Genomic DNA, 23,355 nt, shown 5'->3' on the forward strand with positions numbered 1-23,355 from the left:
TGAGTCGCTGACGCTGAGTGACGTAGAAAGAGCTTGAATGCCAGACACACGAAGGGCCGCAATCGCGGCCCTTCGTGTTTGCGGCTTTTGCCTGGTCAACGCGTGAGGCTCAGCCTTCGACGTCGTCGAACATGCCGGCGAACATCGGCGAGGACAGGTAGCGCTCGCCGCTGTCCGGCAGGATGACGACGATGGACTTGTCGGCGTAGGCCGGGTCTTCCGCCAGACGCAGCGCCGCGGTCATCGCCGCCCCGCAGGAGATGCCGCACATGATGCCTTCTTCCTGCATGATGCGACGCGCCATGGCCATGGCGTCTTCACTGGCGACCGGCTCGACACGATCGATCAGCGCCAGGTCCAGGTTGTCGGGAATGAAGTTGGCGCCGATGCCCTGGATCTTGTGCGGGGCCGGCGTGATCGACTCGCCCTGCATGCGCTGGGTGATGATGGCGGATTCCGCCGGCTCCACCGCCACGGCTTCGAGTGACTGGCCGCGCACCGTCTTGAAGTAGCGGGCGATGCCGCTGATGGTGCCGCCGGTACCGACGCCCGCCACCAGCACGTCCATCTCGCCATCCAGCGCGTCCCACAGCTCCGGGCCGGTGGTCTCTTCGTGGATGCGCGGGTTGGCCGGGTTGGAGAACTGCTGCGGCAGGAAATAGCGTTCCGGTTCGGCCTTCTGCAGCTCGCAGGCCTTGTCGATGGCGCCCTGCATGCCCTTGGCCGGATCGGTCAGCACCAGGTTGGCGCCGAGGGATTTCAGCACCTTGCGACGTTCCATGCTCATGGAGGATGGCATGGTCAGCGTGACGGGGTAGCCACGCGCCGCGCCGACGAAGGCCAGCGCGATGCCGGTATTGCCGGAGGTCGGCTCGATGATCTCCATGCCCGGCTTGAGCACGCCGCGCTCTTCGGCGTCCCACACCATGCTGGCACCGATACGGCACTTGACCGAGAACGCCGGGTTGCGGGCTTCCACCTTGGCGTACAGGCGTGGATGGCTGCTGAGGCGGTTGATCTTGACCAGCGGCGTATTGCCGATGGCTTGCGAGTTGTCCTGATAGATCTTGGCCATGCGAGGTCCTCTGGGTATCTGGCGGCTAGACAGCGAGCATGCCCGCTGCTTGAGTGAAGTGATGACGCTCAGCAGCGCCTGTCGCGACTGTATGAGCATAAGGTTAAGGGCTAGCCGAGCGCGACTCAAAGGCCTGAAGCGCATAACGACATGGCAAGGTTGGCAGTCGCGGCTAGCCTCTGACCAAGGTCGTACAAGAGTAGTGATCTGATTTAACGAGACTTTTTGGGATGTGAACGATGGTTTCAATCGGTCGTTTTACATCGTTGGCGTGACTGGTTAAGGTGAAGCGCGGCGGCCCTGGAGGTTCTTGCCGGGGTGTCGTCGGTGTATTGCCGGCACCTGCGCGCGCGCTGTCGCGCCGTCCTTTTCCCCATCACGCCGTCATTCATGTCATTGTTCACATGTGGGCGTGACGCCCTGATAACAACAAGTGCTGAATTCTCGCCTGTGGCTGCCAGTGAAAGACTCCGCGCCCGGCCACGATCCAGCAGACGAATGCAGTCATGGAGCCCAAGCCATGCATGATGCCAATCCTGCCAACGCCTCGGCAGACCCGGAAGCCGACAAGGCGTCTGATCACGCTGGCCCCGTGACCGGGGACGCCAACCTGATCGTCAGTGGTGAGCCGTTGTCCGGTCTCGAGGATTACCCCTCGATTCTCGAGGTCTTCGAGGCCAGCTGCGCCAACTATGCCGAGCGTCCGGCCTTCAGCTGCATGGACAAGACGCTCAGCTACGCCGATGTGGACCGCCTGTCGCGCAATTTCGCCGCCTGGCTGGAACACGAGACCGGCCTTGAGCCCGGTGATCGCATCGCCATCCAGCTGCCGAACCTGCTGCAGTTCCCGGTGGCGGTGTTCGGTGCATTGCGCGCCGGTCTGGTGGTGGTCAACACCAACCCGCTCTACACCGAACGCGAGATGCAGCACCAGTTCCATGACTCCGGCGCTCGCGCCATCGTGATTCTGGCCAACATGGCGGACAAGCTCGAGAAGGTGCTCAAGCGCACCGACATCGAGGAGGTCATCATCACCGAGATCGGTGACCTGCATGACTTCCCCAAGCGTCCGCTGATCAACCTGGCGGTGCGCTACGTCAAGAAGATGGTGCCGAAGTACCACCTGCCCGACGCACACGGCCTGCGTGACGTGCTCAAGCGCGGGGCGGGGCTCTCGCACACGCGTGTCACGCGCCAGCCCGAGGACATCGCCGCGCTGCAGTACACCGGCGGTACCACCGGGGTTGCCAAGGGCACCATGCTGACCCACCGCAATCTGGTCGCCAACATGCTGCAGGCGCGCGGCGTGATCAGTGATGTGCTCAATGAAGGTCAGGAGGTGCTGATCGCGCCGCTGCCGGTCTATCACATCTATACCTTCACGGTGAATTGCCTCTACAGCATGGAGAGCGGCAACCACAGCGTGCTGATCACCAATCCGCGCGATATCGATGGCTTCATCAAGACACTGGCCAGGACACCGTTCACCGCCTTCGTCGGCCTCAATACGCTGTTCTCGGCGCTATGTCAGCGTGATGACTTCAAGGCGCTGGACTTCTCGAGTCTCAAGCTGACCATCTCCGGCGGCATGGCGCTGACGCGCAGCGCGGCCGAGCGCTGGGAAGCCGTCACCGGCTGCCCGATCGCCGAGGGCTACGGCATGACCGAGACCTCGCCCATCGTCAGCTTCAATCCGCCGCGCGAGCTGCAGCTGGGCACCATCGGCAAGCCGGTGCCGGGCACCGAGCTCAAGGTGGTGGACGCCGATGGTGTGACGCTGGGGCGCGATGCGCCGGGCGAGCTGTGCGTGCGCGGCCCCCAGGTGATGAAGGGTTACTGGCAGCGTGACGACGCCACGCGTGAGGCGATGGATGACGAGGGCTTCATCCGCACCGGCGATATCGCGGTCATCCAGCAGGATGACTTCGTGCGCATCGTCGATCGCAAGAAGGACATGATCATCGTCTCCGGCTTCAATGTGTTCCCCAACGAGATCGAGGACGTGGTCAGCGGCCATCCGGATATCGTCGAGGCGGCGGCAGTGGGCGTGCCGGACGAGCAGAGCGGCGAGGCGATCAAGCTGTTCGTGGTCTCAAGCAACCCGGATCTGGATCGCGACACCCTGCGAAGCTGGTGCAAGGAGCAGCTGACCGGCTACAAGGTGCCGCGCTTCGTCGAATTCCGCGATGAACTGCCCAAGACCAACGTCGGCAAGGTGCTGCGCCGTGAGCTGCGCGACAGCGAAGAGAGCGGTGGCAATACGCCGCTACGCGAGCACTGAGAAAAGCGCTGAGCCGGCGGCGTGGCAGGGAACAAGCGCCGCCAAGGTTGGGCGCGGCTACGCGCAGGGCTACAATGGACGGCCCGTCACTTGTTGACGGGCCGTTTTGTCATTCAGGTGTCATGGCTTGCTGCCTCGTGCAGGCGAGCGTGAGGCTGAATTCCCGAGAGTTTCCGGCTGCGCGCGTGGCGTGTGGTCGCTGGTTGAGAAGAGGCAGTCCTTGAGCGACACCGCTACCGCACCGTCCGAACATGCGCGTCTTGAAGCCCTCGCGGCTCGCCTTGAACGCGCCCTGAGCCGTGATCAGCGCGAGCTGGGCAAGCGCCTGGCTGGCCTGCGGCGGCGTCTCAAGGAAGGCAAGCCGGTCGATCGTGCCATCAACGATATCGAGAGCCGCCTGGAGGCGAGCATCGCCCAGCGCGCCGCCCGCGAGACGGCACTGGCACGCTGGCAGACCCCCGCCGCGCTCAACTATCCGCCGGAACTGCCGGTGGTGGAGCGTCGCGAAGACATCCTCGCCGCGCTTGCCGAGCATCAGATCGTGGTGGTCGCCGGTGAGACCGGCTCGGGCAAGACCACTCAGCTGCCCAAGCTGTGTCTGGAGATGGGGCTGGGGCGCAACGGCCTGATCGGCCACACCCAGCCACGTCGTCTGGCGGCGCGCTCGGTGGCGGCGCGTCTGGCCGAGGAGCTCGAGACGACACTCGGCGAGACGGTCGGGTATCAGGTGCGCTTCAACGACACCACCGGCCCGTCGACGCTGATCAAGCTGATGACCGACGGTATCCTCCTGGCGGAAACCCAGCATGATCCGGACCTGAGCCGCTACGAGGCGATCATCATCGATGAGGCCCACGAGCGCAGTCTGAACATCGACTTCCTGCTGGGTTATCTCAAGCGTCTCACCGCGCGCCGTCCGGACCTCAAGATCATCATCACCTCGGCGACCATCGACGTGGAGCGCTTCAGTCAGCACTTCGCGGCCCAGGATGGCACGCCGGCGCCCATCGTCTCGGTCAGCGGGCGCAACTTCCCGGTCGAGACCCAGTACCTGCCACTGGTGCGCGACGCCGAGGATGAGGAAGACCTCAGCCTGCAGGAGGGTATCCTGCGCGCGGTGGAAGAGTTGTCGGTGATCGAGCGCGAGAAGGGCTGGATGCAGGGCCCGCGTGACGTGCTGATCTTCCTGCCCGGCGAGCGCGAGATCCGCGCCACCGCGGACACCCTGCGTCGCGCCCAGCTGCGTGATACCGAGGTGCTGCCGCTGTACGCGCGCCTCTCCAACGAAGAGCAGAACCGCGTCTTCCAGCCGCATCGTGGCCGCCGCATCGTGCTGGCCACCAATGTCGCCGAGACCTCGCTGACCGTGCCGGGCATCCGCTACGTGATCGACCCGGGCCTGGTGCGCATCAGCCGCTACAGCTATCGCTCCAAGATCCAGCGTCTGCCGGTGGAACCGATCAGCCAGGCCAGCGCCAACCAGCGCAAGGGCCGCTGCGGGCGTATCGCCGAAGGCCTGTGCATCCGCCTCTACAGCGAGGAGGACTTCCTCGCGCGTCCGGAATACACCGAACCGGAAATCCAGCGCACCAACCTGGCCTCGGTGATCCTGTCGATGCTGTCGCTCAAGCTGGGCGATATCGAGAAGTTTCCCTTCGTCGATGCGCCGGACTCGCGCTTCGTCACCGATGGCTTCCGCCTGCTGCGCGAACTGGGCGCGGTGGATGAACACAACCGTCTGAGCCGTGATGGCCGCACCCTGGCGCGTCTGCCCATCGACCCGCGTCTGGCGCGCATGGTGCTTGAGGGCGCCTCGCGCGGCTGCCTGCGTGAAGTGCTGATCATCGTCAGCGCGCTGTCGATCCAGGACCCGCGCGAGCGCCCTGCCGACAAGCGCCAGCAGGCCGATCAGATCCACCATGAGTGGGATGACGACAATTCCGACTTCGTCAGCTGGCTGAATCTGTGGGAAGGCTTCGAACTGGCGCGGGATGCGCTGGGTGCCAACCCGCTGCGCCGCTGGTGCAAGGCGCGCTTCCTCAACTATCTGCGCCTGCGCGAGTGGCATGACACCTTCCGTCAGCTCAAGCAGCTGACGCGCGACCTGGGGCTGGAGATGACCAGCGCCCAGCATGAGCGCGACACCGAGGCCCAGGCCGAGGTCACCGCGCGGGTACTGGCCTCACCGGGGCAGGGTCGCCGCCCGTCGGTGGCCATCGATCACGAATCACTGCATCGCGCGCTGTTGACCGGGCTGCTCTCCAATCTTGGCCTCAAGCAGGAAAATCGCGAGTATCTCGGCGCGCGCAACCGACGCTTCTTCGTCCACCCGGGCTCCGGCGTGGCCAAGAAGTCGCCCAAGTGGGTGATGGCGGCCGAGATGGTCGAGACCACCAAGCTCTACGCGCGTCAGGTCGCGGCGATCAAGCCCGAGTGGGTCGAGCCGCTGGCCGAGCATCTGGTCAAGCGCAGCTACAGCGAGCCGCACTGGGAGATGAAGCGTGCCCAGGTGGTCGCCAGTGAGCAGGTGACCCTGTTCGGGCTGCCCATCGTCACCGCGCGCAAGGTGCATTACGGCCCGCTGGCGCCGGAAGAGTCTCGCGAGCTGTTCATTCGCCGTGCGCTGGTCGAGGGCGAATTCCAGACCCGTGCGCCGTTCTTCGCCCACAATCGCGGCCTGATGGATGAGGTCGGTGAGCTTGAGGACCGCGCGCGCAAGCGTGACATCCTCGTCGACGAAGAGACGCTGTTCGCCTTCTATGCCGAGCGGATTCCGGAAGGCATCTACAACGGGCGCAGCTTCGACAAGTGGCGCAAGGAGGCCGAGCGCGACAACCCCGATGTCCTGCATCTGAATCTCGACGACCTGATGGCGCGCGACGCCGAGGAAGTCACCGTCGCGCGCTACCCCGAACAGCTGCACCACAATAGCGTCGCCTACCCGCTGAGCTATCACTTCGCGCCCGGCGCGGTGGATGACGGCGTGACGATGATCGTGCCGGCGGCGATGCTCTCGCAGCTGCCACGCTATCGCATCGAATGGCTGGTGCCGGGGCTGTTGCGCGACAAGGCCATCGCGCTGATGAAGTCGCTGCCCAAGCAGTACCGCAAGCAGGTGGTGCCGATTCCCAATTGGGTCGACGCCGCACTTGAGGCGCTGACCCCGGACGACGTGCCGCTGACCGATGCGCTGGCCGAGTTCATGCGCGTCAAGACTGGCTTGCGCCTGCCGCAGGATGCCTGGGCGCCCGAAACGCTGGAACCGCACCTGAAGATGAACCTGCGTATCGTCGATCAGGACGGCAAGGTGCTGGGCGAAGGGCGTGATCTCGAGGCGCTGGAGGCTCGCTTCAAGGACTCGGCCGCGGCCGCCGCGCGGGCGATGGCCAGCCGCAGCCGTGAAGCCGACAGCGAAGTGCTGGAAGATCTGCCGGAGGCGCCGATCGCCACCTCGCACAGCACCACCCAGGCGGGCATTCGCGTCGAGGCCTATCCGGCGCTGGTGGTGAAGGCGGCAGCGCCTGCCGACGGCGGCATGAGCGCCAAGCAGCGCAAGCTGGCGCGCAAGACCGGCAAGAACAGCGCGCCGTCCAGCCATGCGCCTGCCAGCGCGACGGCTCAGGTCGAGCAGAATCTGAGCGTGGAGCTGTTCGATCATCCGGCCAAGGCCGCCGCCGCGCACCGTGATGGCATCACGCGTCTGGCGATGGCACGCCTGCCGGACCAGGTGCGCTATCTGGACCGTGACCTCAAGGCGCTGGAGCGCTGTGCGCTGCTGTTCGCCAAGGTCGGCACGCGTCGCCAGCTGGCGGATGACTTCATCTACAGCGTCTTCGAGCAGGTGATGGCCGTCGAGCCGCTGCCGCGTTCGCGCAGCGAACTGCAGGCGCGTCTCGATGACAGGCGGGCCGAGCTGGTGCCGCACGCCGAGGCGCTGCTCAAGCCGCTGGAAGCCGCACTCAAGCAGCATCTGGAGCTTTCCAAGCGCCTCAAGGGCAAGATCGACTTCTCGATGGCGCTGGTGGTGGCTGATCTCAAGGCCCAGCAGGCGCGCCTGATCACGCCGGGCTTCATCCAGGCCTCCGGTGAATGGCTGCATCAGCTGCCGCGCTATGTGGAGGCGATGCTGATCCGTCTCGACAAGGCGCCGCGTGAGCGCATGCGCGACCAGCGTGACATGGAGGAGGTCAAGGGCTTTGAATCCCGCCTTGATGCCCGTCTGAGCAAGGCGCGCGAGCAGGGGCTGCCGGATGCGGAGCTGGAAGAGTTCGGCTGGTGGCTGCAGGAACTGCGCGTCTCGCTGTTTGCCCAGCAGCTCGGCACCCTGGAGACCGTCTCCGCCAAGCGCCTCGAGAAACGCTGGCAGGAGCTGATGGCGCGCCGCTGATGTCCTGAGGCTGGGCTCTGCCCTGGCTGAAGCTCTGTCATGGCTGAAGCTCTGCCTTGTCTGGGCCATTCCAGGGCGCTGTGCGTGGCATCAGGGGCTTGCGTGACCGGTACGTGGAGGCGTGCCGCGGCGGGATGGCCCAAGCTGCAGACAGGAATTGCTGTTTAAGCATTCACTGTGATCGCCCGACAAATGCTGACTCGGGCGTCTGGAATCGCCGAGACAGCGTACACTGAACATGGGGCATGACGACGCGGCGCCGGGTCGTGCCCCGCTCAATTCTGGTGATATCCCGCGGGATAGCACTGTCAGGAGTGGATGCATGCCAAACAATGACAATGATCACGCTGCCGATACGCAACACGCCAACGCCGGTCAGTCCATGAGCGCCAGCGGCAATCATCGCGTACTGATCACCGGCAGCGGGCTCTACACGCCGCCCAATGCCATCAGCAACGAGGCATTGGTGGCGTCCTTCAATGCCTGGGTGGCGGCGGACAATGCCGCCAATGCCGACGCCATCGCACGTGGTGAGCGTGAGGCGCGCACCGAGTCCAGCGCCGAATTCATCGTCAAGGCCTCGGGTATCCACAGCCGCTACGTGCTGGATGCCGAGGGCATTCTCGACCCGGAGCGCATGCGCCCACGCCTGCCGGCGCGCGCCAATGACCAGCCCTCGGTGCAGTGCGAGATGGGCGTGGCGGCCGCGCGTGAAGCGCTGGCGGCGGCGGGCGTCAACGCCGCGGACCTGGATCTGGTCATCGTGGCCTGTTCCAACCTCGAGCGCCCCTATCCGGCGGTGGCGGTGGAACTGCAGGCCGCGCTTGAGGCCGGTGGCTATGCCTTCGACATGAACGTGGCGTGCAGCTCCGCCACCTTCGGCATCGAGACCGCTGCCAACGCGATTCGCAGCGGCAGTGCCAGGCGTGTGCTGATGGTCAATCCGGAGATCTGCAGTGCGCATCTCAACTTCCGCGACCGTGACAGCCACTTCATCTTCGGGGATGCTTGCACGGCCGTGGTGCTGGAGGCGGCGGATGTCGCCACGCGCACCGATGGCTTCGAGGTGCTCGGCACGCGACTGGTGACGCGCTTCTCCAATGCGATACGCAACAATTTCGGCTTCCTCAATCGCACGGCGGTGCTTGAGGACGACGTGGCATCCGCGATGACACTCGACAGCGCAAGCCATCGTGTAAAGGCCGATGACAAGCTGTTCATCCAGGAAGGGCGGCGCGTCTTCCGCGAGGTCTGCCCGATGGTGGCCGAGCTGATCACCACCCATCTGGGCGAGATCGAGGCAGACGGCGGTGATGTTGATCGCATGTGGTTGCATCAGGCCAACCGCCACATGAACGACATGATCGCGCGGCGTGTGCTGGGGCGTGACCCGTCGAGCGAGGAAGCGCCGATCATTCTCGATCGCTACGCCAATACCAGCTCCGCGGGCTCGGTGATCGCCTTCCATCTCCATCACGCTGATCTGGCGCCGGGGAGCCTCGGGGTATTGTGTTCTTTCGGGGCAGGCTACAGTGCCGGCAGCGTGCTGCTGAAACGCTGCGGTTGAAGCAGGACATTGCGCGAATCCACGTGGCCTGTGCTGGCTCTTGGCGGGCGCGGAACGTATAAAGAAGACCGGACCTGACAGCCAGGGATGTGGCAAGGACCGCTGCAGGAATCCAATAGACTTACAGGTGACGAGATGCACACGATCAAGACTTCCCTGCCGGCACTGCTGGCCATGTCCCTGCTGGCGGGTTGCGCCAGTACCGGAGACAGCGAGCCGAACCCTCAGGACCCCTGGGAGGGCTTCAACCGTAACGTCTATACCTTCAATGACACCCTGGATCGCTATGCCCTCAAGCCGGTCGCGCAGGGCTATGACTATGTGACGCCGGAGCTGGTACAGGATGGCGTGGGCAACTTCTTCTCCAATCTGGGAGAGGTCAGCACCATGTTCAACTCGGTGCTGCAGTGGAAGTGGGCCAATGCCGGTGTCTCCACCGGCCGTCTGCTGCTCAACTCCACCGTCGGCATCGGCGGCCTGTTCGACCCGGCCAGCGAGCTTGGCTGGACAGTGGATGAGGAAGACTTCGGTCAGACCCTCGCCGTCTGGGGCGCAGGGCAGGGGCCGTATCTGGTGCTGCCGCTGTTCGGTCCGAGTACCGTGCGTGATACCGCGGGCATGCCGGTGGATTACTTCGCTGATCCCGTCAACTACGTCGAAGACGACAAGGTGCGTTACGGCCTGAAGGCGCTGGATCTGGTCGATACCCGTGCCGGTCTGCTCGAGCAGGAGAAGCTGATCCAGGGCGATCGTTACAGCTTCATTCGTGATGCCTACCTGCAGCGCCGCAACTTCGAGATCAACGATGGCAAGCTGGGCGATGATCCCTTCGCCAGCGGCAGCTTCGATGATGCCGATCTCGACGGTGCCTTCGCACCGGAAGACGACAGCCAGTAACGCGTCACCCGCAGCAGGCGACCGGTACCGTGAAGGGTCAGTGGTGCCGGTCGCGAGGGCAAGCAGCATCAAGACTGCGAGTGGATGGCAGTAAGGACGGGAATGAGGGGTTGGCATGGCGGATGAGCAAGGCAAGCGTCTGTTGATCGGTCTGATTGATCTTCCCGGCTCGCGGCGTGATGCGCTGGCGAACCTGTTGACGGATGAACGCTGTGCGGTGGCGGCCTGTGATGGCATCGCGACACTGCCCAGCGGGGTGGCGGTGGTGGTCGCGCATGTCGAGGCCGTTTCCAGTCATGAGTGGGCGCGGCTGGCCGAGCGCCTGCCGACGGTGGTGGTGGCCGAGAGCCGTGGCGATGAATGCCTGCTGCCGGCGGTGGAGGCCGGGCTGGTCGATTACCTCATCTCGCCGCGCGAGCATGGCTCGGTATTGCGCAGTCTGCTCAAGCGGGCGGCGGAGCATCACCAGCTGGCCCATGAGCACGCCAAGGCACGCGCGCGCCTCGAGGAGCTCAACGAGCACCTGGAGACGCATCTGGCGCTGCTGCGTCAGGACCAGCAGGCCGGTGGCCAGATCCAGCAGCGTCTGCTGCCCCAGAGCGGGCAGCACATCAACGGCGTCAGTTACGAGTACTGCCTGTCGCCGTCGCTGTATCTGTCGGGTGACTTCCTCGAGTATCAGGCGATCGACGAACGCTTCAGCCTGTTCTACTTTGCGGATGTCTCCGGTCATGGCGCCTCGTCGGCCTTCGTGACCGTGCTGCTCAAGCTGCTGTTCGCACGCGCGATCCGCCACTGGGAGGAACATACGCCGGAAACCTTCGGCCCCGAGTGGCTGGCGCTGCTCAACCGTGAACTGATCGACAGTGGTATCGGCAAGCATGCCACGGTGATGTGTGGTGTGATGGACCGTGACACGCGCACGCTGCATTACACCCTGGGCGCCCAGCTGCCGATGCCGGTACTGGTCACGCCCGATGGCGAGCTGCGTGAGCTGGAAGGCAGCGGTCGGCCGGTGGGGCTCTTCCCAGACACCCGCTATCCAGCGTATCGTGTGGCGCTTCCTGAGCGGTTCCGTCTGTGGCTGGCCAGTGATGGTGTACTGGAATGCCTGCCGGGCGAGGCGCTGGAGGACAGGACTCGAGCACTGCATCAACGGATTCTGAGCAGTGAGGATGTGCAAGGATTGCGTCGTGGACTGGCGCTGGATGGCGAGCTGCCGGATGACCTTACCTTGATGACGCTGACAGGATTCCATGATGGATGAAGGACGTATCCAGGCCGTGTTCGAAGACGGCCTGTTCGTGCTCAAGCTATCCGGTGATGTACGCCTGACGCTGTGTGCCACGCTGGATCAGCAGGTACAGCGCGTGGCTGCGGTTGAGGGACTGGAAAGCGTGATCATCGATCTGCGCGAAGCGACCAATGTCGATTCCACCGCACTGGGCTTTCTGGCCAAGCTGGCGCTGGCGGTCCGCGACCGGCTGGTGATGCCGGCGCAGGTGGTGGCTGCCCATCCCGACGTGCTGACCATGCTCAAGGTGATGGGGTTCGACGAGGTGGCCAGTGTCGTGGACGCCGGCAGCCTGCCGGAGGCGGACCAGGCCGATCTGGACGGGGCTTCCTGCTGCAACGCGCCAGCGCTGAACGAGTCTCAGGATGACGCCGATGCCTCGCCCCAGCAGGAACAGGAGCTGCGCGGACGCATTCTCGAGGCTCACCGGCTGTTGATGTGCCTGAACGGCCACAACCGCCTGGAGTTCCAGCCGCTGATCGAGCTGCTGGAAAGCGAGGAGCATCGCCAGCCGCACTGAAGGCGCGCTGGGACGTTGAGCCTCACAGCACGCTGCTGAAAGCACGAATCTGACAGCGCGATCCAGACAGCACGTTTCTGAAAGCACAAAAAAGCGCCTGCCGTGAAATACGGCAGGCGCTTTTTGTTGCCTTGGCCATTCAATGAGCTCTTGCTTAACAAGAGCTCATCATCGGCGTTATGCTCCGTTGGCTCAGTGGCTGCGCAGTTCGGCCAGCAGAGTCTCGAGCTTGCGCTGATCGGCCATGAACTTGCGGATACCTTCGCCCATCTTCTCGGTGGCCATGGCGTCTTCGTTCATGTCCCAGCGGAAGTTGGACTCGGTCAGCACTTCCGGCACGTTCTGCTCGGCATCGGCGGCCAGCAGGCGACGTTCCAGCGGGCCGGTGCTCTCGGCCAGCTCACCCAGCAGTGCCGGCGAGATGGTCAGGCGGTCACAGCCGGCCAGCGCTTCGATCTCGCCGGTGTTGCGGAAGCTGGCGCCCATCACGATGGTCTTGTAGCCGTGACCCTTGTAGTGCTCGTAGATGGCCTTGACCGACTTCACGCCCGGGTCGTTGTCGCCGCTGAAGTCGGCATCCGGCTGATTGGCCTTGTGCCAGTCGAGGATACGACCGACGAAGGGCGAGATCAGCGTCACGCCGGCATCGGCACAGGCCTGGGCCTGGGCGAAGCTGAACAGCAGCGTCAGGTTGGTGCGGATGCCTTCGCGCTCGAGCTTCTCGGCGGCGCGAATGCCTTCCCAGGTGGAGGCGGTCTTGATCAGGATGCGTTCCTGACCGACGCCATTGGCGGCGTAGCGCTCGATGATGCGATGCGCGCGACGGATGGTCTCGTCGGCATCGAAGGACAGGCGGGCGCTGACCTCGGTGGAGACATAGCCCGGCACCAGGCCGGCGATCTCGGTACCGATATCCACGGCCACGGCATCGACGGCATCATCGATGTCGGTGGCCTTGCGCGCGACTTCGGTCAGGCGCTCGCGACGTGACGGGTCCTGAGCGGCCTGCAGGATCAGTGACGGGTTGGTGGTAGCATCAGTGGGCGCGAAGCGACGAATGGCCTCGAGGTCACCGGTGTCGGCGACGACGGTGGTCATTTCCTTGAGTTGGGAGAGCTTGTCCTGTGCCATGCAAGAGTTTCCTGTACTGAGCGTGAGCCACCCGAAGGGGTGAGTGGCCCTCATGAATAAGGCAAGAGGTGAAGGGCAGGGGCCGCCGGAGCGAGCGCTGCCACCGAGTGTGCACCCACGCCTGCCGGCTGTGAAGGCATCGCGGGCCGATCGCCCCAAGTGGATGATCCGCGGGGATTTCATCAGCGTGATGTGACATTCGTCACCTGTGTAGGTCAACTGTATCAATTGTGCGGCGGCGCGCCCACTGTCGTCATCTGACGGCAAGGGCGTGGCGTTTTCGGCACGTGGACATACCATCGACAAACGATTGCAGGAGGGGATGTGGACAAGCGTCAAACCCGTCAGCTGGCCTTGCTGGTCGCGGCCAATACGGCCCTGGCTCCATTGGCCATCGATGCCTATCTGCCGGCATTGCCGGCCATGGCAGAAGACCTGGCGACCACGGTGCACCATACGGAGCTGTCGCTGTCGGTCTTCCTGCTCGGCTTCTCGCTGGGGCAGCTGATCTTCGGCCCGCTGTCAGACCGTATCGGGCGCAAGCCGGTCCTGCTGTCAGGCATCTTCGTTTTCCTGCTGGCGAGTCTGGCCATCACTCAGGTCGAGAGCCTCGAAGGGCTCTATGCGCTGCGCTTCCTGCAGGCGCTGGGCGGCGGCGCCTCGGTGGTCAATTCCTCGGCGATCGTGCGCGATTGCTTCAGTGGCCGCGAGGCGGCCAAGGTGCTGTCCACCGTCGCGGTGATCATGATGCTGGCGCCCTTGATCGCGCCTGCCATCGGCAGTCTGCTGCTGGGCATGGCGGGCTGGTGGCTGATCTTCGCCTTCCTGGCCGCCTATGCCGCCTTCCTGCTGGTGGTGCTGCCGCTGCGCTTGCCCGAGACCCGACGCAAGCGCGAGGCGGACGAGCCGCCGGCCAGTCTCCTGCAGGTCGCGCGTGACTATGCCAGCGTGCTGCGCCACGGGCCGGCGATGGGCTATGCGCTGACGCAGGCGATGGGCTTCGGTGGCATGTTTGCCTTCATCACCGCGTCGCCCTACGTCTATATGCAGCATTTCGGAGTGACGGCGGCCTGGTACCCGGTGCTGTTCGGCGCCAACATCCTGTTCATGTTCACCGCCAACCGTCTCAACGTGCGCCTGCTGTCACGCCTGTCGCCGCCGCGCCTGCTGCGCATCGGCATCGGTATCCAGCTGTCTGCCGCCATCCTGCTGGTATCGGCGTTGGCGCTGGGGCTGGACCTGCTCTACGTCATCGCGCCGCTGCTGATGGTGTTCGTCGGGGCCAACGGCATGGTGGCGCCCAACGCGATCTCCTCGGCGCTGGAGTATTTCCCGCGCATCAGCGCCACGGCCAATGCGCTGATCGGCAGCATGCAGTTTGCCAGTGGCGCCGTGATCGGCATGTTGATCGCAGGTCTGGCGATGGACAGCCTGTGGCCGATGATTCTCGGCATGCTGGGCACGGCGCTGGTCAGCAATATTCTGCTGCGGGTGCTGGCAGGGCGTCGCGCCCTGGCGCGCCATGAGACGCCGTCCGACTGAGAAAGGCTTGAGCCGGCGACTGTCACACAGTTGTCATGAATGCTTGGCAAGGTACTCCCTGTAGACAAGAAGCCACCTCACTGGCTCATTCCTATCGCAAGGAGTTTCAGGCATGAAGGCGTTCCTCAAGTCCGGTCTCGCAGTGGCTGTCATCGCTGCATCAGTTGGTGCTGCAGAAGCCCGTGAACAGCTGCGCATCGTGGGTTCTTCCACGGTCTATCCGTTCTCCAGCTACGTCGCTGAAGAACTGGGTGCCACCAGCGATTTCCCGACTCCGGTCATCGAATCCACCGGTTCCGGCGGCGGCATGAAGCTGTTCTGTGAAGGTGTCGGTGACAGCACTCCGGACATCACCAACGCCTCTCGCCGCATGAAGACGTCTGAATTCGAGCGCTGTGAAGAGAACGGCGTGACCGATATCACCGAAGCCATGATCGGCTTCGACGGTATCGCCTTCGCCCAGTCTGTCCGCGATGGCAGCATGGACCTGACCCGTGAGCAGATCACCCTGGCGGTCGCCGCTCAGGTGCCGGTCGACGGCAAGCTGGTCGACAACCCCTACACCAAGTGGTCCGAGATCGACTCCTCCCTGCCGGACCGCAAGATCACCGTCTACGGGCCGCCTTCCACTTCCGGTACCCGTGACGCCTTCGAAGAGCTGGTGATGGAAGTCTCCACCGAAGAGATGGAAGGCTACGGCGGTGAGGGTTACACCAACATCCGTCAGGACGGTCACTACATCGCTGCCGGCGAGAATGACAACCTGATCATCCAGAAGCTGGTCGAGAACACCGAAGCCTTCGGTATCTTCGGCTACTCCTTCCTCGAAGAGAATGCTGACAAGGTCGTCGGTGCTTCCATCGATGGCGTGCAGCCGGAAGCCGATGCCATCTCCTCTGGCGAGTACCCGGTCTCCCGCTCCCTGTTCTACTACGTGAAGAACCAGCACAAGGATGACGTGCCGGCTCAGCAGGCCTACAACGACCTGTTCATGAGCGAGAAGATGATCGGTGAGCTGGGCTACCTGAAGGGCATCGGTCTGATCCCGCTGCCGAAGGAAGAGCGCGCCACGCTTCGCGAGCAGGTCGCTGAGCGCACCAAGCTGACTCTGGCCGATCTCCAGAAGTAAGCAACGCAGCTGACCCTCTGACGCGGCCGGTTGCCCTTGGCAGCCGGCCCGTTTGCTTGACTGGTCGCAGGGTTTCGCAAGGCATGAAGCCTTCCCCCTGTGAACAACGCGACTCCGGGACCCGAAAGATGCAGACTCAGCAGATCTTTCTCTTCTTCATAGGCATCGTGGCGCTGGCTGGCCTGGTGGCCTTCTTCAGCGGCCGCAGCAAGGCACAGCGTGTGCGTGCCAGCGGTGCTGAAATGTACGCCCAGCCGGATCAGTACGGCTGGTTCACGGCAATCTCCAGCGCAGGGCCTGCTCTGCTGGTCGGTCTGGCAGCCGTCGTTGCGATTGCCACCGCAGATATCGATATCGAAGGCATGCAGCTGCTGATCGCCAGTCTGGTCGTCGCAGCCGTCGGCCTGGTCATCGGCCTCGCCTTGGTGAAGCCTGATTTCCATGCGCGCAATGCCATCGAGACCCTCATTCGTTATGTGTTGATCGGCGCGGCGATGATCTCCATCGTCACGACGTTCGGCATTCTGGTCTCGATCATCTTCGAGGCCATCCGCTTCTTCCAGATGGAAAGCTTCTGGACCTTCATCACCGGCACCACCTGGGATCCGGGCAACAGCTTCCAGATGGCCGCCGGCCGTGGTGAAGGTGTCGAGAGCACCGCCAACTTCGGCGCCGTACCGCTGTTCGCCGGTACCTTCATGATCACCCTGATCGCGATGCTGGTGGCCATTCCCATCGGTCTGCTCGCCGCGGTCTACATGGCAGAGTTCGCCCCCGAGAGCGTGCGTACCGTCGCCAAGCCGGTGCTGGAAGTGCTCGCCGGTATCCCGACCGTGGTCTACGGCTTCTTCGCCGCCATCACCGTCGCGCCGCTGATCGTCGACATCTTCTCGCCGCTGGGCATCGAGGCGTCCTACAACAACGCGCTGGCGCCGGGGCTGGTCATGGGCATCATGATCATTCCGTTCATTTCCTCACTGTCCGATGACGTCATCACCTCCGTGCCGGACACCATGCGTCAGGGCTCTCTGGCGCTGGGCATGACCCACGGCGAGACCATCCGCAACGTCATCCTGCCGGCCGCGCTGCCGGGCATCATCTCCGCGTCTCTGCTGGCCATGTCACGCGCCCTCGGCGAGACGATGATCGTGGTGATGGCGGCGGGCATGCGTCCGAACCTGACCGCCAACCCGCTGGAAGACATGACCACCGTCACGGTGCGCATCGTTGCCGCGTTGACCGGCGACCAGGAATTCGCGAGTGCCGAGACACTGTCGGCCTTCGCGCTGGGTCTGGTGCTGTTCGTTGTCACTCTGCTGCTGAACATGGTCTCGGTGGTCCTGATCCGCCGCTTCCGTGAGAAGTACAGCGCCAACAACCTCTGAGGCCGAGACTAGACATGAGCCATTCATTCGACGATATCTCGGCCCAGCTGAAGGGCCGTCATCGCCGCACCAAGCGCCTGAAATTCATGTCCATGGGCGCACTCGCCCTGGCCGCCACCTTCCTGGTGGTCTTCATCGGCGACATGGTCATGCGCGGCTACCCGGCCTTCCAGCAGGCAGAACTGCACGTGCCGGTCACCTACAGCGAGCAGTCGCAGGAAATCCCGCTGGCAGCGGTGGAAGAAGACGTGCGTGACCTGGTCAGCCGCGGCTGGCTGCGCCAGCTGCCGCGCGACATGGCCGCTGACGCCAGCCTGATGGGGCAGACGATCGACCGCTGGGTGATCGCCGATGACCAGGTCGATCAGTACCTCAAGGGCCACAAGTCACACCTGAAGCCCAAGCAGACCGCCGTGCTGGACCGCATGATCGAGAACGGCACGGCTGAGCTCAAGTTCAACATCAACTTCTTCACCACCGGTGATTCGAAGTTGCCGGAATACGCCGGTATCTGGTCGGCCGCGATGGGCACGATCCTGACGCTGCTGGTCACGCTGGCCTTCGCCTTCCCGGTCGGCGTGCTGACGGCGGTCTATCTGGAGGAGTTCGCTCCGGACAACCGCTTCACCCAGGCCATCGAGATCAACATCAACAACCTGGCGGCGGTGCCGTCGATCCTGTTCGGTCTGCTGGGTCTGGCGATCTTCATCAACTTCTTCGGCATGCCGCGTTCCTCCCCGCTGGTCGGTGGTCTGACGCTGGGTCTGATGACCTTGCCGGTGATCATCATCACCACGCGCTCGGCGCTGCGCAGCGTACCGGACACCATTCGTCAGGCCGCTTTCGGCGTCGGCTGCTCCCGCTGGCAGGTGGTGCGTGACCACGTGCTGCCGCTGTCACTGCCGGGGATTCTGACCGGTTCCATCATCGGCCTGGCACAGGCGATGGGCGAGACCGCGCCGTTGATCATCGTCGGCATGGTGGCCTTCATTCCGGATGCGCCGACCGCCATCACCCAGGCTGCCACCGTGCTGCCGGCCCAGATATTCACCTGGGCGGGCGAGCCGGAGCAGGCCTATGTTGAACGTACTGCGGCGGGCATCCTGGTGCTGCTGTCAGTGCTGATCCTACTCAATGCCGCAGCCGTGATGCTGCGCAAGAAATTCGAGCGTCGCTGGTAGGCAGCTGCGAGGCGGCCCGCCGATTGGCCGGTCGCCTTCCACCCTTAGCCCTGGCCCACGACTCATCAAGGAATACGAGACATGAACAGCACCGTCGCCACTCCCGCCAAGCCTGCCGCCGCCACTCGCCCCGGTAGCCCGGTCGTCATCAATGAAGATGCCAACCACGAGCTGGCCATTCGCGTGGAAGACCTCAACCTGTGGTACGGCGAGAAGCAGGCGTTGAAGAACATCAACATCGATGTCTTCCAGAAGAACGTCACCGCCCTGATCGGCCCGTCCGGTTGTGGCAAGTCGACCTTCCTGCGCTGCCTGAACCGCATGAATGACCTGATCCGCAGTGTGCGCATCGAAGGTCTGGTCGAGATGGATGGCCGTGACGTCAACGCGCGCAACATGGATGAAGTGGCATTGCGTCGTCGCGTCGGCATGGTGTTCCAGAAGCCGAACCCGTTCCCCAAGTCCATCTACGACAACATCGCCTACGCACCGACCATGCACGACCTGGTCAGCCGTCGCGCCGACAAGGATGATCTGGTCGAGAGCGCGCTGCGTGATGCGGGTCTGTGGGAAGAAGTGAAGGACATTCTCGACCAGCCGGGCACTTCGCTGTCCGGTGGTCAGCAGCAGCGTCTGTGCATCGCGCGTGCCATCGCGGTCAAGCCGGACGTCATCCTGATGGATGAGCCGACCTCGGCACTCGACCCGATCTCCACCGCGACCATCGAAGACCTGATGGACAAGCTGAAGACCCAGTTCTCCATCGTCACCGTGACGCACAACATGCAGCAGGCGGCACGTGTCGCCGATTACACCGCCTTCTTCCACATGGGTGAGCTGGTGGAGTACAACGACACCAAGACCATGTTCTCCAACCCGAATACCAAGAAGGCCGAGGACTACATCACCGGTCGCTATGGCTAAGCGGCGCCTGCGTCAGGGGCTCGGATGGCTGAGCCCCTGATCGCTGCCTGAGAGCATCGCAGGCCGCACGACGACACGAGGCCCGGATCATTGATCCGGGCCTCGTGTCATTTCAGGGCAATGCTTTGTCTGCCGCCTGTCTCGTATCAGTCTTCCAGTTCGACGGCGATCGCGGTGGCTTCGCCGCCACCGATGCACAGCGCCGCGATGCCGCGCTTCTTGCCGCGACGCTCCAGCGCGTTGATCAGGGTGACGATGATGCGCGAGCCGGTGGAGCCCACCGGATGCCCCTGGGCGCAGGCGCCGCCGAAGACATTGACCTTGTCATGCGGGATGTCGTGGGCGTCCATCGCCAGCAGGGTGACCACCGCGAAGGCCTCGTTGATCTCGAACAGGTCGACGTCTTCTGTCGTCCACTCCAGGCGCTTCATCAGCGAGTCGATGGCGCCGATGGGCGCCAGCGTGAATTCGCTGGGGTGCTGGGAGTGGGTGCTGTGACCGAGGATACGCGCCTTGACGGCCAGCCCGCGCCGTTCGGCTTCATCACGGCGCGTCAGCACCAGTGCCGAGGCGCCATCGGAGATGGAGCTGGCATTGGCGGCGGTGATGGTGCCGTCCTTGGCGAAGGCCGGGCGCAGGGTGGGAATCTTGTCGAGATTGGCCTGGAAGGGCTGCTCGTCCTGCTCGACCACGCTCTCGCCCTTGCGGCTCTTGACCGTGACGGCGGCGATTTCCGGTGCGATGTCACCCGATTCGGTGGCCGTCATGGCGCGCCTGAGCGATTCGATGGCGAAGTCGTCCATGCGCTGGCGGTCATAGCCGCGGGCATCGGCCACTTCCTGGGCGAACACGCCCATCAGCTTGCCGGTCTCGGCGTCTTCCAGCCCATCGAAGAACATGTGGTCCTTCAGCTCGCCATGGCCGAGGCGATAGCCGCCACGCGCCTGGGTGAGCAGGTGCGGGGCGTTGGACATCGATTCCATCCCGCCGGCCAGCATGATGCGGTTGGTGCCTGCGCGAATCAGGTCATGCGCCAGCATGGTGGCCTTCATGCCGGAACCGCACAGCTTGTTGATGGTGGTGGCGCCGATGCTGTCCGGCACGCCGGCCTGACGCATGGCCTGCCGCGCCGGGCCCTGCTTGACGCCGGCGGGCAGTACGCAGCCGAAGATGCCTTCGTCGACATCGGCCGGCGTGAGGCCTGCGCGCTCGATGGCCGCCTTGATGGCCACGGCGGCGAGCTGTGGCGCGCTCAGCGTCGAGAGTGAGCCCTTGAGGCCACCCATCGGCGTGCGGGCACCGGCGAGAATGACGATGTCATCGGCGCTGGCGGCGGGGCTTGGCGTAGTGCGGGAAGCGGTGGTCATGACGGTCTCCTGTGTCTTGTTATTGGAAGATCGAGTCGTGCAGTCGGCGTTGTGATCACTGCGTGGCTATGCTTTGATCCATTCAATCCCATAAACCAAGCAAGCGCTAGTTATACGATGAATGTAGCCACCGCCTCACCCCGTCGCAAGGAGCTGGTCCGTATCGCTGCCCGCCTGTTCGTCGAGGAGGGTTTCGATCGCACCACCGTCCGCATGCTGGCCCAGGAAATGGGCATCAAGTCCGGCAGTCTCTTCCATCACTTCGCCGACAAGCAGGAAATTCTGTGCGCCGTGATCGAAGAGGGCATGTTCAGTGCACTGGCCATCGCCCGTGAGCATCTGGCGCGCTGCGAGCCGTACCAGGCAAGCGAAGTGACCGCCTCGGCGGCGTCGCAGCAGCAGGCGCGTGAGCGACTGCTGGCCCTGGCGCGTGCACATCTGGACACGCTGCTCACGGATCGCAATGCCCATGTGGTCGCGCTCTATGAGTGGCGGCGGCTGGAGGGCCCGGCGCGCGAGCATCTCGTCCAGCTGCGCGATGACTACGAGGATCTGTGGCGTGACGCCATCGCCTCCGCCGTGGCCGCAGGGCTGCTCAAGGGCGACGCCGCGCTGCTGCGCCAGTTCATGCTCGGCGCGCTCAACTGGACGGTACGCTGGTATCGCCCCGATGGAGAGCGCTCCCCCGATGAGCTGGCCGAGGCGCTGGTCGACAGCCTGTGTCGTCTGCCCTGAGCGAGTGTCTGCTGCACGGCGTCCGTTACACCGCCTCTGCAACTTTTGGCCAGTCGAGCGTCACAATGCTTGCCGCCCGACAGGCTTGTCGCTAACTTGACGTTTACGTTAACTGTAGATGGCTGGCGCCCAGTCATCTCACATCGCCCCGGAGCACCACTCAGGAGCCAGTCACGCCATGACGCCAAGCGATACAACAACAAACCGCACGTCACGCGCCGCCTCTGCTGCATCTGCGAATTCACACGCCATGCAACCCGCCGCCAGCCAGACGCTGAGCGATTATCTGGCCGCCTTCGATATCCAGGCATTGCGCGATGAACTGTTCACCACGCCGCTCGACACCAATGACGAGGGCGAGCTCGGCAATGCCTATGAGGCGTGTGTCGGGCGTCATCTGCGCGCCGGGCAGGGCGAACGTATCGCGCTGGTCCACGAAGACGAACAGGGCCGGGTGCGTGAGCTGAGTTACGCACAGCTCGATGAGCAGAGCGCGCGGATGGCGGCTGCCTTGAAGGCACAGGGCGTGATGGCGGGGCAGCGGGTCGCCTGCATGCTGTCGCGCACGCCGGAGCTGATGATCGCGCTGGCCGCGACCTGGCGGCTGGGCGCCGTCTATCAGCCGCTGTTCACCGCCTTCGGCACCGATGCGCTCGACTATCGCCTGTCGCGCGCCGAGACGCAGATCGTGATCACCGAGACGAGCCAGCGCAGCAAGTTCACTGAGCTTGCCCGCCATCCCGTGATCATCTGCGTGCGCGGTGAGGGAGATGCGCTGGAGGCGGACGATCTCGACTGGCAGACATTGATGCAGAGCGAGCCACTGACCGAGCCGCCGGTGTGGCTTCCGGCGGAGGCGCCCTTCCTGCAGATGTTCACCTCCGGCACGGTCGGCAAGCCCAAGGGCGTGGCGGTGGCGCTGAATGCGCTGCCTGCCTTCTGGCTCTATCAACGCCTGGCGGTGGACCTGCGCCCCGGCGAGCGCTTCTGGAACATGGCCGACCCCGGCTGGGCCTACGGCCTCTACTACGCCATCACCGGCCCACTGTTGCTGGGTGCCACCACCTACTTCATGCAGGCGCCGTTCAGTGCAGAAGGCGGGCTGGCGTTCATGGAGCGTCACCGCATCGACAATTTCGCGGCCGCGCCCACGGCCTATCGCATGCTCAAGGCCTCCGGGCTCGGTGAAGGCGCCTTCGAGCGCCTGAACCTGCGGGTCGCAAGCTCCGCCGGCGAGCCCCTCAACACTGAGGTGGTGGGCTGGGTCGCGCGGGAGCTGGGCTGTGCGGTGATGGACCATTACGGTCAGACCGAGACCGGCATGACCTGCTGCAATCATCACGCGCTGGCCCATGAGGTCGTGGTCGGCAGTGTCGGCTTCCCGCTGCCCGGCTATCGACTGGCCGTGCTCGACGCCGAGTATCGTGAGCTGCCGCCGGGCGAGCCGGGTGTGCTGGCGGTGGATATCGCCCGCTCTCCCGCGCACTTCTTCGCCGGCTACACCTGGCAGGAGAAGCAGCCCTGCGTCGAGGGCTATTACCTGACTGGAGACGTGGTGGTGGCAGAGCCCGATGGCCGCTTCACCTTCGCCGGGCGTGATGACGACATCATCACCACCGCGGGCTATCGCGTCGGCCCGGCGGATGTCGAGAACGCTGTGCTGGTGCATCCGGCGGTGGCGGAATCGGCGGCGGTCGGCAAGCCGGATGCGCTGCGTGGCGAGATCATCAAGGCCTATGTGGTGCTGCGCGATGGCCATGTCGGCAGTGACGAGCTGGCGGAGGAAATTCGCGCCAGCGTGCGTCAGCGACTCTCGGCGCACAGCTATCCGCGCGAGATCGACTTCGTCGACAGCCTGCCCAAGACGCCGTCGGGCAAGATCCAGCGTTTCCTGCTGCGGGCACAGGCGCGCGCGAGCTGAACACCGAGCCATGTACGTG

The 23,355-nt window shown here is 64.3% G+C and carries 16 protein-coding genes; 13 read left to right on the top strand and 3 right to left on the bottom strand.

From position 1 onward, the window contains the following. Positions 1–109 precede the first annotated feature (109 nt). Positions 110–1,075, bottom strand: coding sequence for a cysteine synthase A (gene cysK / locus LCW13_RS02795; protein WP_043333985.1), 966 nt, complete (start codon positions 1,073–1,075; stop codon positions 110–112). Between the two features lie 520 nt (positions 1,076–1,595). Between cysK and LCW13_RS02800 the strand changes: the two genes are divergently transcribed. The 6 genes from LCW13_RS02800 (at position 1,596) to LCW13_RS02825 (ending at position 12,021) form a co-directional block, all read left to right on the top strand. Further along, entirely contained in the window at positions 1,596–3,356 is a 1,761-nt protein-coding gene (locus tag LCW13_RS02800) for an AMP-binding protein (RefSeq protein ID WP_225347545.1), read from the top strand. A 220-nt stretch (positions 3,357–3,576) separates the two neighbouring features. Beyond that, complete coding sequence (gene hrpA, locus LCW13_RS02805) at positions 3,577–7,743, top strand: ATP-dependent RNA helicase HrpA (protein WP_225347546.1); 4,167 nt, start codon at positions 3,577–3,579, stop codon at positions 7,741–7,743. A 382-nt stretch (positions 7,744–8,125) separates the two neighbouring features. Continuing rightward, positions 8,126–9,310: a beta-ketoacyl-ACP synthase III gene (locus tag LCW13_RS02810; protein ID WP_225348096.1), complete on the top strand. Its 1,185-nt coding sequence runs from the start codon at positions 8,126–8,128 to the stop codon at positions 9,308–9,310. A gap of 135 nt (positions 9,311–9,445) precedes the next feature. Continuing rightward, positions 9,446–10,207 (top strand): MlaA family lipoprotein, encoded by a 762-nt coding sequence (locus tag LCW13_RS02815; protein ID WP_225347547.1) that lies wholly within the window; start codon positions 9,446–9,448, stop codon positions 10,205–10,207. Positions 10,208–10,322: 115 nt separating this feature from the next. Then, positions 10,323–11,474 (top strand): PP2C family protein-serine/threonine phosphatase, encoded by a 1,152-nt coding sequence (locus LCW13_RS02820; protein ID WP_043333982.1) that lies wholly within the window; start codon positions 10,323–10,325, stop codon positions 11,472–11,474. Then, positions 11,467–12,021, top strand: coding sequence for an STAS domain-containing protein (locus LCW13_RS02825; RefSeq protein ID WP_043333981.1), 555 nt, complete (start codon positions 11,467–11,469; stop codon positions 12,019–12,021). Before LCW13_RS02820 ends, LCW13_RS02825 begins: the two co-directional genes overlap by 8 nt. Positions 12,022–12,213: 192 nt before the next feature. Here the strand turns inward: LCW13_RS02825 and tal are convergent, their stop codons facing one another. Continuing rightward, positions 12,214–13,152: a transaldolase gene (tal, locus tag LCW13_RS02830; RefSeq protein WP_043333980.1), complete on the bottom strand. Its 939-nt coding sequence runs from the start codon at positions 13,150–13,152 to the stop codon at positions 12,214–12,216. Positions 13,153–13,476: 324 nt separating this feature from the next. Between tal and LCW13_RS02835 the strand changes: the two genes are divergently transcribed. The 5 genes from LCW13_RS02835 to pstB all read left to right on the top strand — a co-directional run bounded on the left by LCW13_RS02835 (position 13,477) and on the right by pstB (position 19,313). Continuing rightward, on the top strand, positions 13,477–14,694 hold the full coding sequence (locus LCW13_RS02835) for a Bcr/CflA family multidrug efflux MFS transporter (protein ID WP_054555389.1): 1,218 nt from the start codon (positions 13,477–13,479) through the stop codon (positions 14,692–14,694). Between the two features lie 112 nt (positions 14,695–14,806). After that, complete coding sequence (locus LCW13_RS02840) at positions 14,807–15,823, top strand: substrate-binding domain-containing protein (protein ID WP_107335494.1); 1,017 nt, start codon at positions 14,807–14,809, stop codon at positions 15,821–15,823. A gap of 128 nt (positions 15,824–15,951) precedes the next feature. Then, positions 15,952–17,208, top strand: coding sequence for a phosphate ABC transporter permease subunit PstC (gene pstC / locus LCW13_RS02845; RefSeq protein WP_043333977.1), 1,257 nt, complete (start codon positions 15,952–15,954; stop codon positions 17,206–17,208). Between the two features lie 14 nt (positions 17,209–17,222). Next, a complete protein-coding gene (gene pstA / locus LCW13_RS02850; protein ID WP_043333976.1) occupies positions 17,223–18,389 on the top strand; it encodes a phosphate ABC transporter permease PstA in 1,167 nt (388 codons plus the stop codon). An 81-nt stretch (positions 18,390–18,470) separates the two neighbouring features. Beyond that, positions 18,471–19,313, top strand: a complete 843-nt coding sequence (pstB, locus tag LCW13_RS02855; protein ID WP_153635115.1) for a phosphate ABC transporter ATP-binding protein PstB — start codon at positions 18,471–18,473, stop codon at positions 19,311–19,313. Between the two features lie 146 nt (positions 19,314–19,459). Here pstB and LCW13_RS02860 read toward each other — a convergent pair whose 3' ends face one another. Next, complete coding sequence (locus LCW13_RS02860; RefSeq protein WP_225347548.1) at positions 19,460–20,680, bottom strand: acetyl-CoA C-acyltransferase; 1,221 nt, start codon at positions 20,678–20,680, stop codon at positions 19,460–19,462. Between the two features lie 117 nt (positions 20,681–20,797). On the opposite strand from LCW13_RS02860, the gene LCW13_RS02865 reads away from it, so the two are divergent. Together LCW13_RS02865 and LCW13_RS02870 are read left to right on the top strand one after the other, a co-directional pair. Next, entirely contained in the window at positions 20,798–21,415 is a 618-nt protein-coding gene (locus LCW13_RS02865; protein WP_213113527.1) for a TetR/AcrR family transcriptional regulator, read from the top strand. Between the two features lie 250 nt (positions 21,416–21,665). Further along, positions 21,666–23,336: an AMP-binding protein gene (locus LCW13_RS02870; RefSeq protein WP_225347549.1), complete on the top strand. Its 1,671-nt coding sequence runs from the start codon at positions 21,666–21,668 to the stop codon at positions 23,334–23,336. Positions 23,337–23,355 lie beyond the last annotated feature (19 nt).

This window comes from Cobetia amphilecti, assembly GCF_020217465.1.
GTDB lineage: Bacteria > Pseudomonadota > Gammaproteobacteria > Pseudomonadales > Halomonadaceae > Cobetia > Cobetia amphilecti.

Excerpts from the sequence above, each read along its gene's own strand:
- pstA (WP_043333976.1), top strand. The coding sequence starts at position 17,223 with ATGAGCCATTCATTCGACGATATCTCGGCCCAGCTGAAGGGCCGTCAT.
- LCW13_RS02825 (WP_043333981.1), top strand. The coding sequence starts at position 11,467 with ATGGATGAAGGACGTATCCAGGCCGTGTTCGAAGACGGCCTGTTCGTG.
- LCW13_RS02800 (WP_225347545.1), top strand. The coding sequence starts at position 1,596 with ATGCATGATGCCAATCCTGCCAACGCCTCGGCAGACCCGGAAGCCGAC.
- LCW13_RS02860 (WP_225347548.1), bottom strand. The coding sequence starts at position 20,680 with ATGACCACCGCTTCCCGCACTACGCCAAGCCCCGCCGCCAGCGCCGAT.
- pstC (WP_043333977.1), top strand. The coding sequence starts at position 15,952 with ATGCAGACTCAGCAGATCTTTCTCTTCTTCATAGGCATCGTGGCGCTG.
- LCW13_RS02810 (WP_225348096.1), top strand. The coding sequence starts at position 8,126 with ATGAGCGCCAGCGGCAATCATCGCGTACTGATCACCGGCAGCGGGCTC.
- tal (WP_043333980.1), bottom strand. The coding sequence starts at position 13,152 with ATGGCACAGGACAAGCTCTCCCAACTCAAGGAAATGACCACCGTCGTC.
- LCW13_RS02870 (WP_225347549.1), top strand. The coding sequence starts at position 21,666 with ATGCAACCCGCCGCCAGCCAGACGCTGAGCGATTATCTGGCCGCCTTC.
- LCW13_RS02865 (WP_213113527.1), top strand. The coding sequence starts at position 20,798 with ATGAATGTAGCCACCGCCTCACCCCGTCGCAAGGAGCTGGTCCGTATC.
- cysK (WP_043333985.1), bottom strand. The coding sequence starts at position 1,075 with ATGGCCAAGATCTATCAGGACAACTCGCAAGCCATCGGCAATACGCCG.
- LCW13_RS02820 (WP_043333982.1), top strand. The coding sequence starts at position 10,323 with ATGGCGGATGAGCAAGGCAAGCGTCTGTTGATCGGTCTGATTGATCTT.
- LCW13_RS02840 (WP_107335494.1), top strand. The coding sequence starts at position 14,807 with ATGAAGGCGTTCCTCAAGTCCGGTCTCGCAGTGGCTGTCATCGCTGCA.
- pstB (WP_153635115.1), top strand. The coding sequence starts at position 18,471 with ATGAACAGCACCGTCGCCACTCCCGCCAAGCCTGCCGCCGCCACTCGC.
- LCW13_RS02815 (WP_225347547.1), top strand. The coding sequence starts at position 9,446 with ATGCACACGATCAAGACTTCCCTGCCGGCACTGCTGGCCATGTCCCTG.